At 59.6% G+C, this 16761-nt stretch carries 13 protein-coding genes; 6 read left to right on the top strand and 7 right to left on the bottom strand.

Features of this window, described 5'->3' with window-relative positions; translation table 11 throughout:
- Window positions 1-17 precede the first annotated feature (17 nt).
- Both BMY52_RS02835 and BMY52_RS02830 read right to left on the bottom strand, forming a co-directional pair.
- Entirely contained in the window at window positions 18-1103 is a 1086-nt protein-coding gene (locus BMY52_RS02835; RefSeq protein ID WP_090250685.1) for a glycosyltransferase, read from the bottom strand.
- Complete coding sequence (locus BMY52_RS02830) at window positions 1100-2146, bottom strand: glycosyltransferase family 9 protein (protein WP_090250683.1); 1047 nt, start codon at window positions 2144-2146, stop codon at window positions 1100-1102. Before BMY52_RS02830 ends, BMY52_RS02835 begins: the two co-directional genes overlap by 4 nt.
- Before the next feature lie 213 nt (window positions 2147-2359).
- Between BMY52_RS02830 and BMY52_RS02825 the strand changes: the two genes are divergently transcribed.
- Complete coding sequence (locus BMY52_RS02825) at window positions 2360-3703, top strand: IS1380 family transposase (protein ID WP_090250680.1); 1344 nt, start codon at window positions 2360-2362, stop codon at window positions 3701-3703.
- A gap of 481 nt (window positions 3704-4184) precedes the next feature.
- On the opposite strand, the gene BMY52_RS02820 is transcribed toward BMY52_RS02825, so the two are convergent.
- The gene (locus BMY52_RS02820; protein ID WP_090250676.1) at window positions 4185-5294 is read right to left on the bottom strand and encodes a glycosyltransferase; all 1110 of its coding nucleotides are present in this window, start codon (window positions 5292-5294) and stop codon (window positions 4185-4187) included.
- Window positions 5295-6173: 879 nt separating this feature from the next.
- On the opposite strand from BMY52_RS02820, the gene BMY52_RS02810 reads away from it, so the two are divergent.
- Window positions 6174-7502 (top strand): O-antigen ligase family protein, encoded by a 1329-nt coding sequence (locus tag BMY52_RS02810; protein ID WP_090250671.1) that lies wholly within the window; start codon window positions 6174-6176, stop codon window positions 7500-7502.
- A gap of 644 nt (window positions 7503-8146) precedes the next feature.
- Here the strand turns inward: BMY52_RS02810 and BMY52_RS02805 are convergent.
- On the bottom strand, window positions 8147-9058 hold the full coding sequence (locus BMY52_RS02805; protein WP_090250669.1) for a glycosyltransferase family A protein: 912 nt from the start codon (window positions 9056-9058) through the stop codon (window positions 8147-8149).
- On the opposite strand from BMY52_RS02805, the gene BMY52_RS02800 reads away from it, so the two are divergent.
- The 4 genes from BMY52_RS02800 (at window position 9030) to BMY52_RS02785 (ending at window position 12578) form a co-directional block, all read left to right on the top strand.
- Window positions 9030-9848, top strand: a complete 819-nt coding sequence (locus tag BMY52_RS02800; protein ID WP_143050410.1) for a hypothetical protein — start codon at window positions 9030-9032, stop codon at window positions 9846-9848. The two genes, BMY52_RS02805 and BMY52_RS02800, sit on opposite strands and share 29 nt — an antisense overlap.
- Window positions 9845-10594, top strand: a complete 750-nt coding sequence (locus tag BMY52_RS02795) for a sulfotransferase family protein (RefSeq protein ID WP_177169820.1) — start codon at window positions 9845-9847, stop codon at window positions 10592-10594. The genes BMY52_RS02800 and BMY52_RS02795 overlap by 4 nt, the downstream gene beginning before the upstream one ends.
- 2 nt (window positions 10595-10596) lie before the next feature.
- A complete protein-coding gene (locus tag BMY52_RS02790) occupies window positions 10597-11706 on the top strand; it encodes a glycosyltransferase (RefSeq protein ID WP_281244062.1) in 1110 nt (369 codons plus the stop codon).
- Between the two features lie 182 nt (window positions 11707-11888).
- Window positions 11889-12578, top strand: coding sequence for a sulfotransferase family 2 domain-containing protein (locus tag BMY52_RS02785; RefSeq protein WP_090250658.1), 690 nt, complete (start codon window positions 11889-11891; stop codon window positions 12576-12578).
- 10 nt (window positions 12579-12588) lie between these two features.
- Here BMY52_RS02785 and BMY52_RS02780 read toward each other — a convergent pair whose 3' ends face one another.
- From BMY52_RS02780 to glnE, 3 genes are all read right to left on the bottom strand, one after another.
- Window positions 12589-12807, bottom strand: coding sequence for a zinc-finger domain-containing protein (locus BMY52_RS02780; protein WP_090250654.1), 219 nt, complete (start codon window positions 12805-12807; stop codon window positions 12589-12591).
- Between the two features lie 23 nt (window positions 12808-12830).
- Window positions 12831-13754, bottom strand: coding sequence for a branched-chain amino acid transaminase (locus tag BMY52_RS02775; protein ID WP_090250651.1), 924 nt, complete (start codon window positions 13752-13754; stop codon window positions 12831-12833).
- A gap of 75 nt (window positions 13755-13829) precedes the next feature.
- A complete protein-coding gene (gene glnE / locus BMY52_RS02770; RefSeq protein ID WP_090250650.1) occupies window positions 13830-16736 on the bottom strand; it encodes a bifunctional [glutamate--ammonia ligase]-adenylyl-L-tyrosine phosphorylase/[glutamate--ammonia-ligase] adenylyltransferase in 2907 nt (968 codons plus the stop codon).
- Window positions 16737-16761: the final 25 nt, after the last annotated feature.

Below are 16761 nucleotides of genomic sequence, written 5' to 3'. Positions count from 1 at the left end.
GGACTTGCCGGAGTATGTTACCGGATCAACTCCCGATATACCGCCAGATTCCCCTCCACCATGGCATCCAGTGAAAACAGTCGGCCCACCCGGTCGCGGGCAGCCTGCCCCATGCGCTCGCGCCCGACCGGGTCATCCAGCAACTGGATCACCGCATCAGCCAGGGCCGTGGGATCAGCAGGCGGTACCAACAGCCCCGCCTCATCGCCGATGATCTCCGGCACCCCGCCCGCCCGGGCGCCCACCAACGGCACACCGGCGGCAGCGGCCTGCAACAAGGAGACTCCCAGCCCCTCCATCTCCGCCGGATGCACCACCAGGTTCAGGCAGGGCAGGATGCTTGGGAGGTCATCACGAAAGCCCGCCAGCAACACCTGCGATTCCAGCCCCCCGTCCCTCACTTGGGCGCGAATGTCGTCCTCCAGGGGCCCCTGACCCAAAAACACGAAACGCACCTGCGGATGCCTGGCAAGAATCCATGGCGCCGCCTCCAGCAGATGCCGATGCCCCTTGCGGGGGATCAACTGGGCAATCACGCCCACCACAATTTCGTTACCGGAAAAGCCGAAGGCCTCCTTGAGAACCGAGCCATCGCAGCCACCGGTGTATGCGGCCATATCCACCGCGCTGGGCACACAGATGACCTTGCCCGCCGGCACCCCCTCGGACAGCAACACCTCCCGGATGGCCTGGGAGATGGTAATCACGCGATCAAACAGGCGGTACTTCAGGCGCGCCGCCCAGGGCCGCTCGGGGTTATCCACCCGCCGGGAGAGCACCACCGGCACCCGGCACCAGCGGGCTGCCAGCCCGCCCAGCACATCGGCACCGCGCCGGCTGTGAAGATGCACCACATCGGGCCGGGTCTGACGGATCACGCCGCGCAAACGCCCCACGAACCCCAGGTCCAGGTCGCCCCCCATGGGCAGTTCATGCACCTGCTGGCAAAAAGGCCCGGCCGCCCCGGCAATCGCCGCACCTTGAGGACAGACCAGCACATTGGACATCCCCCTCTGGGCCAGCCCCTCGACGAGATAGCGCACCTGCAGGGCCCCACCGTAAAGATGGCGCCCCGCTTCCACGTGCAAGATAGTGAGACTCAAGCGGATGTCTCCCGGTGAGGCAGGAGTGCGTCCACCTTGCCCAAAACCTCGTCCACGGTGATGCCCGTCATGCAATCAAACCGGCCCTGGCAGGTGGGATTGCGTTTGCAGGGTGCGCAGGGCAGATCGTGGTAGATGACCACCGTATTGTCCCGGCCCGTATACAGGTACGGACAGGTCGACCCGAACAGGGCCACCGTGGGCACATTGAAGGCGGGGCCCATGTGCGTGAGGCCGGTGTCCACCCCCACCAGGAGACGGGCACGGGAAATGACGGCGGCGGCCTCGGTGAGCGAGGTCTCCCCTACCCGGTTGTCCACCGCATCACCCGCCTGGGCGGCGATGCGTTCAGCGGCCTCGCGATCGCCGGGGCCGCCGAGCAGGACCAACCTCGTCCCGAATTGCTCCTGCAGCCGCACGGCAAGACGGCCCCAGGCGGACTCCACCCAGTGTTTCTGGGGGCGGGTCGTGAAGGGACAAGCAACCAGATACCCCTGCGGATGCGCGCGGGCTAGGCCCGAGGCCACTTGGCGATCATCATCGCTCAACCCCACCTGCATCCAGAAATCCCCCACGTCGAGGCCAAGGGCCTCTGCCAGATGCCGGTATTCGGAGCCAATGCGGCGTATGTCGCCCCCCCTTGGCACCACCCGGGTCATGAGCAGATGGCTACCCTCTCGGGAGCCCAGCCCCACCCGTTCGCGAGCCCCGGACAACCAGGCGAAGACACCACTTTTGAGTAGACCCTGCAGATCCAGCGCCAGGTCATGGCGCTCACTGCGCAGTTCGCGACGCAAGCGGACCACATCCCGCCCCAACCGAATCCAGCGAAACCCCCTTAGCCACGAGCGCCATTGGGCCTTGGGCCAAACCACCACCCGATCCACCCCAGGGTGCCGAGCCACGAGCGAGGCGGCCTGCGGCTCCACCAACCAGGTGATTCGCACTTGGGGCCAGCGCGCACGCAGCACGGCGGGCAGCGGCGAGGCCATGACGACGTCACCGATGGCGGAAAGACGGATGATCAGGATGGAGGAGTGCATCTAAGGATATCGGAGGGTCGGGGGAACGAGCGGGGGGCTAGGCAAGCTTGTTGTGGTGACGATACATTGTAAACGCGATCCGTTTTCGGTCCATCGTTTAACCATTGCCTGAATCCGTGACGAAATCTCGCCAAATTTCATGATTAGCCTTCAAAAACAACAAGATAAATGAGAAAATCGGGGCTTCCCGTTGCACCAGTTGGGTGAACCCAGATGCCCCTCAAAAAACCTCGCCTTGAGCAGTCGCCGCGCCGGATTCTCACCGCCCATGCGGGGCTGGCACTGATTGGCGAGGCGATTGCGGCATCCCGCCTGGATCAGGCGGTGAAGTCGATGGGATCTTACCGGGGCGCCGACCATGGCCAGGTGCTCAGCACCTACCTGGGGCTGCTTACCCTGGGCAAGAGCGACTTTGAAGCCGCCGAGGGGGTGCGCAAGGATCCGTTCTTTCTGTCTTGCATGGGCTTGAAGCGCGGGCTGTCGGCAGCGCGATTGCGTCAGCGCATGGATGCCTCCGCCATGGATTATGCCCGCGCCCTGGATCAGGCCAACCTGACCTTCCTTCAGCAGGCTAAGATCCCAGTGACGCCGTTGTCCTGCGGCCACGTGGCGCTGGATCTGGACCTGTTTGCACAGGACAACTCGGGCACTCACAAGGAAGGCGTGTGCTACACCTATCGGGGCTTTGACGGCTATGGCGTGATGCCGGCCTATCTGGGTGAAGAGGGTTGGTGTTTGGCCACCGAGCTCAAGCCGGGATCCGAGAACAGCCAGAACGGCTTCGGGTTTGTGCTGGATCGCGTGCTGCCAGCGGCACGCAGCCTCACTGAACGCCCCATTCTGATGCGTCTGGACAGTGCCCATGATGCCCGGGAAAACCGCGTGCGCGCGCAGGCCGAAGGCATCGACTTCATCATCAAGTGGAACCCCCGACAGGCGTCGGCCGCGGACTGGATGGCGCATGCGGATGGCCTGGAGGCGAGCAAGGTCAAGTGGGAAACGCCCCGCGAGGGTAAGCGGATCGCCACCTTCAGCGTCAACGAAACCCGGAGTTGGCAAGGGCAGGAGTACACCTTCCGACGCATCATGCGCGTGGTGGAGCGCACAATCGACCGCAAGGGCCAGACGCTGGTGTTCCCCGACTTGGAGGTCGAGGGCTGGTGGACCTCCCTGGAACTGTCCGATGACGACATCATCGCCCTGTATCGCGGCCATGCCACCTGTGAGCAGTTCCACTCCGAGTTCAAGACCGACATGGACCTGGAGCGCCTGCCCTCCGGCAAGTTTGACACCAACACCTTGGTCATGGCAGCGGGCACTTTCGTGTACAACGTCCTGCGCTGGATTGGCCTGCAGGGGCTGATCGGCGATGACTCGCCCGTGCGCCATCCCGCTAAGCGCCGCCGCATCCGCACTGTGTTCCAGGAGTTGATCAGCCTGCCTGCTCAGCTGGTTCACCACGCCCGTCAGGTCTGGTTGCGCATTGGCGCTCACTGCCCCGGCTTTGCGGCCTTCAAGCGAGTGTTCACACAGCTCCAGGCTTGCGCTTCCGGATAGCGGGAAACGCCGGCTCACATCCTGAACCCTCACGCACGGCCTGGAGCACAGGCGGTGCGGATACCCATGGCTCTGGCCCCGGGAATCACCCCCAACTGCTGTTTGGAAAGGCTCGAATTTCATGGATGAACGCCTTCAGGTAACCTGAACGCTGGTTGGCCACCGGTCACAGCATCGCTCGCGGGGTCGCTCCCCTGCCAAGGCCGATTTCCGGTCGGGCGGGCGAGGTTGGCCACGGATTCAGGCATTGTCCCGGACCAGCAAACTCTCGTCCAGCCGGATCAAGGCAAGGCATACCTCGGCGCTTCAACCAATTCAAGATCCCGCCGCGGATCCACCCCAAAAAGGACAGGCGGGTCGGCCCTTACCACATTTCGCAAAGCGCTCGCTGGTGACCGCAGAGGTTGTAATTCCGTTAAAACCACTCCACCAACCGATCACGGAAACAGAATAGCCACATCAACCTAGGAAAAGTTGCCATCTACGCGCTGAGTACACGGATATATTGCTTGGTCACGGCATTAACGGCATACTTCATCGCTGCTTGGCGAAGCACCGACGAATCTGTCGGCGACTCGATGCACCTCTCAAAAGCATTCGCTAATGCTGGAACGTCCCCGACCGGCACAATTGGCCCCAATCTCCCGTACTCAAGGATCTCCGCGGGACCACTGGGGCAATTGGTCGCAACAACCGGCGTACCCAAGGCCATCGCTTCAACCAGAACGTTCCCAAATCCCTCCCAGCGAGAACTCAAGGCTAGAAGGGACGCCATCTTCATAAAGGGAAAAGGATTTGCTTGATATCCAAGAAACGTGATGCCCCCGGAGTAGTTACTGCCCTTCGACTTACTCTTAATCTTCTCTGAGTCTGCCCCATCTCCAATAAGGGCTAGTCGACATCCCAGTCGCCCACGCAGCGTCAAAAACGACTCCAGGAGCGTATTAAGATCCTTTTGGGGTTCCATCCTCCCCACCCAGACGATGACTGGAACCACCTGATCCTTAAACCAAGGGTGATCCACGGGGCAACGGCCCGCATCCTCAAGATCTTGCGTAACCACTGGATTATTAATAACAGAAAGCCGAGACTCCTGAATGCCACTCAAGTTCGAAAATGAACGTGCAGCGCCCTGAGAAACAGGAACTACAGCATCGCATCTCGGATAGTATCTTTGGATTGTTCGTATGCGCCGCTGTCGCTTCTTAAATTGCAGATGCTTGAATGACTCAATATAGTCATTATGCACGTTCACCACCAAACGAAATTGATGACCACTCACGCTACGCGCCCGACACATCCATACTGCGTGCCGCGGCACGGCAGTTAGTACGGCAAGCGGCCTTCGGTTTATCAGATACCAGGCCAGCCAGGGCACATCGAAAATCGGATGCGATCCTCGTGGAGTCCAAAACCGCACTCCATCCGGAAACTGATCGATATACCTTCCGCCAAAGTGATCCACTATAATATCTACACGGTAACCTTCATCGATAAATCCAATACACAGATTTAATAGATTTCGACCACCCCCCCCTTCAAGGCATGGCGCAGTCATTGTAATAAACCTATTTGATGTCTTATCGTTCATCTTGGCCCAATCCCGAAAACATATCCTTACTCCTCCATGGATTGGCAAGCGTATGTAATACGCCAGCTACCACGATATGCAGAACGGCACTACTAGGATAGTTGACGTACGACTCAAATAAAGGGAACCTTGATCAATCGTGTTTTCTACCTCTCCTCCCCGGGCCAGCAGGCCGAGTTAGCCCACACGACAGCATACGTATCGTTGTCGTCCAGAAAGACATCGATCACCTGGCTGTTATGGACGGACGCTGATGACCTCAAAGTACCGGACCAGGTTCTGCCTGCGGTCGGTCCCCACGTTCTCCTTGTAATCAAAAAAACGCTCTTACCCTGCGTCTTCGCACAGCGGTCTTCACGGTCCTTCTGCGGTACCTTGTTGGGCTGCCCTTCCGAGCCGTCGGGCACACCCTGCTTAATCGCCTTGCACTCCTGACATCTGCACCCGGGCAACGGCTCATCCGCCTTCTCCTGCAGGGCATAACCCTCTTCCCGGCCAAGGAATCCAGACTTCATAAGGGGCGTCCATCAGAACGGGCGACGTGGGGACATGATGCCCCGGCAGCGGCCATTTTTCGAGGCCTCCTTAAGGAGTATTCTGCGAGGCGATTGACCCCCCAGTTTGCCTGGATCAAAACCCTGGTATATCCTTTGCGGCTGGACGTCGAGTTTTCGGCTCCAACGCCCTGTAACAAAATGACCTGACCGGCATAATACGCCCCCCCTTGCGACTAACCCACACGTCAAATCGACACGACTGTGCCGTTACGGTGCCCGACCACGATCGAAATACGCCTTAATCTGATTGGTAGCGGCCCGTGGCCGGCCAAACTGGACGATTTTCACTTAGCATCCTTTGTCAGAACTCACCGGAAATCCCATGAAATCCCCTGATCACGCAGATACTGGAGGTCATTGTCAGCACTCGGCTTTTTGCACCTTCACAGCCTTCTCCGGCTGGTATGTCTTTGTATTCTTTTCACCCTACTCCGTCTCTGGCTCCTACTTAGGGCTGGCGCTCGTCCTAGCCGCATCAGCATGCGCAGCAAAACACTTGTGGCCTGACCTCAGAAAAGAACCGATCTTCTGGGTTAGCCTATTACTCGGCGGCTATATCCTGCTACGATCCATAATGGCTATTAGTCAGTTCCCAGAACTTGATGAGATGAGGAACCCACACTGGCGGCACTTCGTTATTATAAGCCTGCCCATCCCGTTAGTTATGGGGTGGTGGCTGTTCCGATACCCGCACCATATCAAGCCTTTACTGATAGTTTCCGTGATCGGTTTTTTAGTTGGAGTCATATACGAGGCTCCAACTGTCACCTTACGCGAGATAGATCTTTCATCTCGCTTTGCTTGGGGATATCACCCCAATTTTCTCGGACTGACTGCCGGCGCCGGCATGCTCGCATGCTTCTCATACCTACTGATGGGAAGCAAAAAGAACGTTATCGAAATTCTCTCATTGACAACACTAATAATTCTCTTCGGATTAATGGTAGTCACATCGCAATCCAGATCAATCTGGCTAGCACTCCCTATCGCCCTGGCAGTATTAATCTATAGCGCATTAATTAACAGACAACAATCACGAAAGGTGATTTTTTCCGCTACATCTGGATTACTCCTACTCCCCATACTCGCCATGATTGTGGACCACATGTCAGGGGATCAATCAATCATCATCAGTCGTATATTATCTGAAGACCACACGCTCTCTTTATTATTTAGCGGCGAACTCGAAGCCGCTGCTAGCCAAGGCCAATCAATCGGCGCAAGAATACAGATGTGGATGATAGCAGCGGAAGCCATATGGGAACGACCATTGACGGGGTGGGGCGGCGGGAGCGGCGAGATCTTACTCACCGAGCTACCATACCGGCATTTCCATAATTTCTATATTGAGCTCCTAACTAGTTACGGAGTTCTGGGGGTGGGTGGATTCTTGACACTTATAACACTAATGCTAAGAGCCCTATTCGCTGCCGGCCGAACAGGCGTCATCACACCCACAATGCGCTTGAGTATTTTTTGCATAACATTATTTGCCGCCATAGTTCTAAATTTTGAAATCCGCATTGGCCAAGCGGAAGGACGTGCACTACTGCTCTTATTGCTGTCATTCTATGCATTCGTGATATTTTCTAACAACACTCCACAGAAGGCAAAAGTACCAGAACCTCCGAAACGGAGCACTCAACCATGATGCATGCTTTTAGATGGCTCACCCCGCTGACCTCGCCTCGTCACATGAAGCTCACACCTGGGTAAACCCATACAGAATTATTTATGCCAGAAAAAGCGCAGAGTGGCCCTTTTATATCAAATATTGGCCCTTACTCACATGCCCCGGGGGCTGGGATCTCTATAATGCACCCAAGACTGCTTTCAGAGAAAACGAATTACGCGAACTCCTGCTCGAGAACTGCGATTACCGCGACACCCCCAGTTATCGGCGTTTACTCAATGAGCTAAAACATAACAGGCGAACTCGCTTTCCACGCTGTGAGTCGACAGATGATCGAGTATTTCTCCGGGGTCAAGGCACTGTTTTTAAGCATGAAACAACATGGCTATTTAGCGGCCGACCATAGCAACGCAGGTAGCGACATCGTGATCCGGATCGGACGTGATGGATCCTTAATTAAATGCGGTGAAGGGACTCACAGACTTGCAATAGCAAGGATTCTAGATACTAGCCACGGTCAAGGTGCAGGTAGATCTTCTGCATTCACAGTGGGCGAGGCATTGCATTTCCCGATATGATTTACCCATGAGAGCGGCCATTAGCAACTGGATAAAGGAGATTTCACTGCCTCCAGCAGCCGCTTCAGAAAGGCCCTCACATTATTAGTGGCGGCGTGTTTTCATGCGGTCACCCACATAATTGGACACCCCCCGTGGAAACGCCATCAGCCAGAGCAAACGATTGGGAACCTCGCACCACTGCTCACGCAGCCCAAAATCAGCATGCAGGCCATACCGAACAAACTCCGCATAATGCCTGATTCGACGGGATACCCGCAAACAGCCTTGATGATGATGGATGTCATCCCGCCAGTAGGCGAACAATCCGCGTACATTCCGGAGGCGACGCCTTGAAGCAGTGGCGGTCAACCCATCAGTAGCAAAATCGACCACCTGCAGAGGCTGATTAATACAGCGGAGGCCATAGCGATGGGCGATCTGTTTCCAGATGTAACTGGGGCGAACATGTGTCTCGTTGGCAAAGACTGGATAAGGATAGTGCTTCAGGACATCCACCCGCAGAGCGCTGCGCTTTTCTCCACAAACCCCGAGTTCGCCACGCAACACCAGGTAATTGCCATCCCAAGGGTCACAGGGATAAGGGGTGCCATGGAGTATCCCGGCACTGGTGATGCACAGACCTTCCACCCCCGCGCTGCCGGCCCGAGCCTCGGGGGACAGATCCAGCCAGGCGGCCGCCACCTTGCCCAGGGCATCAGGAAGCAGGATGTCATCGGAATCCAGCACCATGAAAAGCTCGCCCCGGGCCAGTGAAACACCGTGGTTGTGGGCCACATGCTTGCCCCTATTGGCCTGGTAAGCGTAGTGCACGGGGATATCATGATGGCTGGACCAACGGGCCACTACATCTCCGGTGTCGTCGGTGGAGCCATCATCCACCACGATGACCTCCCAGGAACGGAAGCCCTGGGCTGATATACTGTCTAGAGCCCGAGTGATGACATGCCCCCGGTTATAGGCCGGAATGAATATGGAGAACAAAGGACTTGCCATTTACCAACCCTACGGTCACCGGCTGCCGACGGTTAAAGTCTCTGCAACCATGAACAATGATACCCATACCGCGCCCAAGGGCAGGACCAGCCTGGGCGCGTGGACAATGTGCCAGACCTGGCGGCATCTCCCCGTCGGTGCCGCAAGAAGACTGGAGCCGCTACTGGAGTGCAGCGCCGTAACCCGAGTATTTCCACAGGCCACGTGGATGACGGTGAACCCGCGCAGCGTCAGGCGCCGCCTGATCAAGCCCGAAGCCTGCAGCCGGGCACGGAGAAGAAAGTTCTTCCTGAAGGAACCAAAAGGCTGGCGGAAAGCGGATTTTCGGGAATCATACCAATACCGGTTGATCCAGGACATATGGGAACATCAGGTTGATCTGGCGGGCAGCAGCGTCTACCAGGAACTGCTGGGGGGCATTCGTCGGGGCAAGGCCTTTCACCACCGCACCGGCAGACGTCATTTCGTGGTTGATACCGAAGAAGGACTGTTCGATGACATGTCCGGCTATCTGAAGATCATGCAAGGCATGCAGGCGGATGGATACAGGATAGATGCCGCACCAAATGAACTGACCGTTACCGTGGCCGCCAACGGGGAATTGCTCGCGACTTCCGGCGGCAAGCGCAGGCTAGCCATGGCCCAGGTACTGGGCCTCACCCGCACACCGACAAGGATCAGTCATATGAGAAGCGCATGGGCGCGCAACCACGCCCGGGATGCCCGGGAGCCGGCGTGCGAAGCCTTGATGCGCGTCATGCAAACCTTCCCCGGAGGAAGCCTGGCATGACTGACTGGTTCAAGACTCTACGTATCCGTTCACGCCCCTTCTACCGGCGCTTCAAAGGAACGCCCCTGCATGTGCTTCCGCAGGTGGATCAGCGCATTGCCGTAGACCGGGGGCGGGGCTTCATCTATTTCCGCATCCCCAAAGCGGCCAACTCGACCGTTATACGCCTACTGACCCGCGAAGGTGACGGTGAATATTGTTTCTTCGCAAGCAAGCGCTCATTTGCCCGCCCGAGCGACCTTTCAGTGAAAGAGGTCGAAGAGCTGGATAGACGATTTTTTCTATTCACCATCACGCGCGACCCCTACTCACGAATACTGTCTGCCTATCTGGACAAGATTGTCACCGGCAAACGCAAGGAAAAGGCACGCCGAGCCCTCAATAAGTCCGCGGACGAAGACATTAGTTTCGAGGAGTTCTGTCGATACTTGGCTCAGGGCGGGTTTACCCAAGACCCCCACTGGTACCCCCAGGACTGGTACATCCCCTGTGATACCGCACTATTGGATCACGTGGGCAAGATGGAAACTCTGACGAAGGAACTGGAGACCATCATGGCGCGAATTGATCCGGCCAGGAAGCTGGCGGATACCGGTTCGCAACGCGGGCATCGGACCGATGCCCGCCAGAAGCTGACAGCCTATTACAGCCAGAACACAGCTCAGATTATTGCACGGATTTACCAGCAGGATTTCGAGCGCTTCAACTACCCCTTGCAGCCTGAGTGGCTGAAGGACATCCGGTGAGCCTGCCCCCCCACTTGGCTGTACTCGTCTCCCTCTCGGGCGAAGGTGGCGTGGAACGCATGGTGCTGAACCTGGTCCGAGAGTGGGCCGACATGGGCCTGCAGATCGACCTGGTACTGATCCGCGAGGAAAGTCAACATTTGCGTGATCTGCCGGAGACCGTCAACGTCACCCGACTGGGCACCCGCCACAGCGCCCTTGGCGTTGCTCCCCTTGCACGTTATCTGCGGGAGCGCCGCCCCGACCTGCTATTAGCCGCCAAGGATCGGGCGGGACGGGCAGCGCTCAAGGCTCGCCGCAGGGTAAAGGTGAACACCCGCATCTTCATCCGCCTGGGCACCACGCTGTCCGAGGCCATGGAAGGGCGTTCGAGGCTGAGGAAATGGCTGCGGTACCGGCCCATGCGGCGGCTTTATCCCTTGGTGAACGGGATCATCGCAGTGTCACAGGGGGTGGCGGATGATGTGCGCCAGATTACCGACCTGCCTGAAAACCGGGTGCATGTGGTGCGCAATCCCGTGATCACCCCGGGACTTGAGGCATTGGCTGCCGAACCTGCTCCGCACCCCTGGCTGGAAGATGGGGGTGATCCGGTCATCATCGGCATGGGGCGACTGACCCGACAGAAGGACTTTCCCACCTTGCTGAGGGCCTTTGCCAGTATCCAGCTCCACCGACCTGCGCGTTTGATCATCCTGGGAGAGGGCGGCGACCGCGAAGCCCTCGCCGCCCTTAGCCGGTCGCTGGGTGTGGAGGACCGGGGCGTCATGCCCGGTTTTGCGGCCAACCCCTATGCGTGGCTGAGACGAGCACATCTTTTCGTACTCTCCTCTGCCTGGGAAGGCTCTCCCAATGCACTCACCGAAGCCATGGCACTGGGGGTGCCAGTGGTTTCCACGGACTGTCGCAGTGGCCCGCGCGAGATCCTTCAGGGTGGGCGATACGGCCCACTCGTGCCAGTGGGCGATGTCACAGCACTGGGTGAGTCCATGCTCGGAACACTGGATGCGCCCTTACCAGCCGACGACATCCGAGCAGCGGTGGAGGAGTATAGGGCCGAAATCAGCGCCCGTCGCTACCTGGAAGTCATGGGCCTGGAGCCCCCGAAATGAACGCCTCCACCCGTTCCACGTACCCCTCGTAATCCCGCAGGCAACTGCCGACGGAACGGTGGCGGATGCTCCGCCGCAGCCAGCCGGAAAGGCCTGTCAGTCGAGGCTATCGGTGGACACCCACGCCGCTGGGTTGGATACTTTGCCGCTCCCCAACCCACTTCGCAGTCCGCTGATCCCCCATGCTACTCTCCCTCAAGCACAACTTCCTTTTTGTCCACATCGCCAAGACCGGTGGCACCAGCGTGCGGGCGGCGCTGTCGCGTTACCGCTACCAGGGACCCTGGGGCGTGCCCCTGTTCCTGGCCGACAAGCTGGATCAGCTGAGCGGGCACCGGATCGGTGCCAAGTTTCCCCGCCATGCCAAGGCCATTGCCGCCCGGGAGATGCTGCCGGCAGAGCTGTACGACAACCTCTTCAAGTTCGTGTTCGTGCGCAATCCCTGGGATCTTCAGGTGAGTTCGTTCTTTCACATCCGCAAGGAGCGCCCCCATGTGCTGGAGGGGGTGGAGACCTTCGAGCAGTTCGTGAAGCTCAAGTTCGACCCGCAGCGGGAATGGAACTACATGCTGGATACGTCGAAGGAGTTGCAGCGGGACTATGTGACCGACATGGGAGGACGATGCATCGTCGACTTCATTGGTCACTACGAGAGCCTGCAGGAGGACTTCGATACCGCCTGCGATCACATCGGCATTCCCCGAGTGGCACTACCCCATCGGCGCAAGGCCGAGGGGCGGGATGATTACCGGCGCTACTACACGGACGAGACAGCCCGCATCGTCGAGGCCCATTACCGGCCGGATATCGAGATGTTTGGCTACCGATTCGACGCCCCTGCCCCTCCGGAGAGGCAGGGGTCAGCCGAATGAACGTCAGCCGCTAATCCTCCAGCGTAAACTCCGTGCTGCAGTAAGGGCACAGGATCCGGCCATCCTTGCTGTCCTCAATGGGCAGAAACACCCTCGGATGCGATGCCCATAGCGCCGTGCCCGGCATGGGGCAATGCAGGGGCAGGTCCTTGCGGGTCACCCGGATGGCCGTCTGCTGGTTGGCCACCTGATACTGATCCTGATGCAGTGCGGTCTGCGGATTGGGCATGACATCTCACTCCTTGGGGCACGTCAGATATAGGTGAGCCACTCATCATGCTTGGGATGGCGGCCCTTGACCACATCAAAATACAACGTCTGAAGCTTCTCTGTGATGGCACCGCGACCGCCGTTGCCAATGCTGCGGCCATCCAGTTCGCGGATGGGGGTCACCTCGGCGGCGGTGCCGGTGAAGAAGGCCTCGTCGGCCACATAGACCTCGTCCCGGGTGATGCGCTTCTCGCGCACCTCGATGCCGCACTCATGGGCCAGAGTGATGATGGTGCGCCGGGTGATGCCATCCAGGGCCGAGGTGAGCTCAGGGGTGTAGATCACGCCGTCATACACCATGAAGAAGTTCTCGCCACTGCCCTCGGCCACGTAGCCCTCGGTATCCAGCAGCAGAGCCTCGTCGCAGCCACAACCCTGAGCTTCCTGGAGGGCCAGCATGGAGTTCATGTAGTTGCCGTTGGCCTTGGCCTTGCACATGGTCACGTTCACATGGTGCCGACTGAAGGATGAGGTCTTCACGCGGATGCCGCGCTCCAGGCTCTCGGTGCCCAGGTAGGCCCCCCACTCCCAGGCAGCCACGATGGCATGCACCTCCAGGTTGTCGGCCCGCAGACCCATCCCCTCGGCCCCGAAGAAGCACATGGGGCGCAAGTAGGCGCTGGTGAGCTTGTTGTCACGCACGGCGGCCACCTGGGCGGCGTTGAGCTCATCCGGGGTGTAGGGGATGGTCATGCCCAGGATATGGGCGGAACGGAACAGGCGACGGGTGTGGTCGCCCAGTCTGAAAATGGCCGGACCGCGGTCGGTCAGATAGGCGCGTACGCCCTCGAACACCCCCATGCCATAGTGCAGGGTGTGGGTGAGCACATGGGTCTTGGCCTCGCGCCAGGGCACCATCTCACCGTCGTACCAGATCAGACCATCGCGATCGGCCATGATGGACATGCAATGCTTCCTCTTGAATATTCGATCATCAGTGCCCCCACCGGGGGATGGAACACCGCCGGGAGGGGCGATGGGTCAGGTCATCAACTGCTGCCAGTAAGCGCGCACCCGGTCCCGCTCCCGGGACCACCGAGCCGCATCCACACGCGTCGTCTGATCCTGAAGCGTCAGTTCGTGGATACGGTCCCTGAAGGCCCGGTAGGTATCCATCAGGAACACGGCAGCGTCCCTGGACATCAGATCGGTCTCGATCAGTGATTCCAGGATACGGATATTGTCCGGATAGGTGGACAACTCCGGATACTCTCTGGCATGTGCCAAAACCAGGTATTGCACCATAAATTCGATATCCGCGATACCGCCAGGGTCTCTCTTCAGATCAAAGCGCGCGGGATCACGACTGGCGTGCTCTTTCCACATCTTCTCGCGCATCTCGCGCACCTGGCGCTTGAGTTCATCAGGATCCCGTTCGCGCCCAAGCACACGCTGACGCATGGCCTGGAAGGCCTCGGCAATCCGGGCATCACCGGCCACGGGGCGGGCCCGCACCAGGGCCTGGTGTTCCCAGGTCCAGGCAGAGTTCATCTGGTAGTCCTCGAAGGCCTCCAGACCAATCACCAACAGCCCGGCGGCACCGCTGGGGCGCAGGCGCGTGTCCACCTCGTAGAGTCGTCCGGCGCCGGTGAACACCCCCAGAAAATGCAGGATGCGCTGCCCCACCCGGGCAAAGAACTCACTGTTATCCAGGGAGCGATCCCCATCGGTCATGGCCTGATCACCCCGGCTGTCGTGCAGGAACACAATATCCAGGTCCGAACCATAACCCAGCTCCAGCCCTCCCATCTTGCCATATCCCACCACGGCGAAGCCCGGCTCATAGGGCTCACCATCGATCAGGCAGCGGGGTCGGCCGTGCTTGGCGATGAGCTGTTCCAGCACCAGCGACAGCACCTTTTCCAGCACCACCTCGGCGATCCAGGTGAGGTGATCGCTCACCTTCATCACCGGCAACACATCCATGATGTCGGCTGCCGCCACCTTGAGCACCTGCACCTGCTTGAACATGCGCAGGCGATCCATCACCTGCTCCAGGTCATCCAGAGGCACCTGTACCAACTCGTCCTCCACTGCCTCGCGCAGCCCCTGGCGATCTGGTGGAGCATACAGGCTGCGGGGATCCAGCAATTCATCCAACAGCAGGGGATAGCGGGTGAGGTGGTCAGCGATCCAGGGGCTGGCCTCGCACAGGCGCGCCAGTTGCGACAAGGCCAGAGGGTTTTCCACCAGCAGGGAGAGGTACACTGAACGCCGGGCGATGGTCTGCACCAGCCGAAGCAGACGACTGAGTGTCGCATCGGCTTCCTCCAGGCCGTTCAAAACGCCCAACATCAATGGCATCAGGCGATCCAGGCGCTCCCTTCCGGTGGCGGTCAACGAGCGACAGGCGCTGCTTTCACGCAAATGCTCCACGGCCGAGAGGGCCGTCTCGGGATCCTTCAACCCCAGCCCAACCAGCACCTCCAGGGCGCGTTCATGCCCCAGGCTGCCTGCCCACAGGGCCGCCAGATCGCGCTGCACCTCGGACTGGGCAGCCGCCTCGCCCTCCTCGTCCGCGCGCTGGGGCGCCGCGAACACCTGCTCGAAGTGCCCATGGATGCGACGCATATGGCGGCCCAAGGCAGTCTCAAACCCCTCCCAGTCGGCAAAGCCCATGGACAGGGCGAGACGCAACTGACCGGCCTGATCGGAGGGCAGACAATGGGTCTGCTGATCCGCCACCATCTGCAAGCGATTCTCCGTGCGCCGCAGGAAGGCATAGGCCTCCTTGAGTTGTTCCACGGCATAGTCCGGCATGACCTCCTGACGGGCCAGTTGATCCAGCACCGGGCGGATGCCACGCAACTGCAGCGAGGGATCGCGGCCGGCACGGATGAGCTGGAAGGCCTGCCCGACGAACTCCACCTCGCGGATACCGCCCTCACCCAACTTCACATCCCGCTCCTTGCCCTTGCGCGCCGCCTCGCGGTTGATCATGGCCTTCATGTCCCGCAGCGACGCAAAGGCCCCGTAGTCCAGATAGCGGCGATAGACAAAGGGCCTGAGCAGGGTATGCAGTTGCTCGGCGCCTTCCCGGTCCCCGGCCACGGCACGGGCCTTGATCAGGGCATAGCGCTCCCATTCCCGGCCATGGCTCTCGTAATAATCCTCCAGGGCATCAAAACTCATCACCAGCGGACCGGCATCGCCAAAGGGCCGCAGTCGCATGTCCACGCGGAACACGAAACCATCAGCAGTCTTCTCATGGAGCACCTTGATCAGGCGCTGGCCCAGGCGGATGAAGAACTGCTGGTTCTCCAGGCAACGCTCCCCATCGGTCTGCCCGGGCTGGGGGTAGGCGAAGATCAGGTCGATATCCGAGGAGAAGTTCAGCTCCCGCCCCCCCAGCTTGCCCATGCCCAGCACCACCAGTCGCTGGGCATGGCCCTGGGCATCCCGGGGTTCACCGTGTCGCCGTGCCAGTTCCCGATGCTGCCAGGTGAGGGCCTCGTCGATCAGATGCTCGGCCAGGCAGGTCAGATCCTCCAGGGCCTCATTCAGGTCGGAAAGGCCCGCCAGGTCACGCCAGGCAATGCGCACCATCTCCCGGTTGCGCACCCGGCGCAGGGCACGCATCAGAGCCGGCTCATCGGTGGCATTTTCCAGGGCCTCGGCCACATGACGGGCCATCTCCCCATCCTCATACGACCGTTCCAGATCCCCCGACGTCACCAGATCCACGAACAAGGCCGGTCGTCGCACGCAGGTCCGGGCCACAAAATCGCTGTAATACCAGACCATCCCGATAAGGTCCGGCCACGCATTCAGGGACACGCCCTCACGCTCACAGGCCTTCAGGAAGTCATCACCAAGATGGTTCACGCTGGCGCGGGCGGCGTTGGGCACGGCATCAAGCGGCAGGTCTTCAGGAGCAGGCAATGTCATCGGGGCAACTCAAGAGCAACGGGTT

The organism is Ectothiorhodospira marina (assembly GCF_900109495.1).
GTDB classification, from domain to species: domain Bacteria; phylum Pseudomonadota; class Gammaproteobacteria; order Ectothiorhodospirales; family Ectothiorhodospiraceae; genus Ectothiorhodospira; species Ectothiorhodospira marina.
The sequence above is the reverse complement of the archived record's forward strand: the minus strand, read 5'-3'. Positions and strand labels throughout refer to the sequence as shown.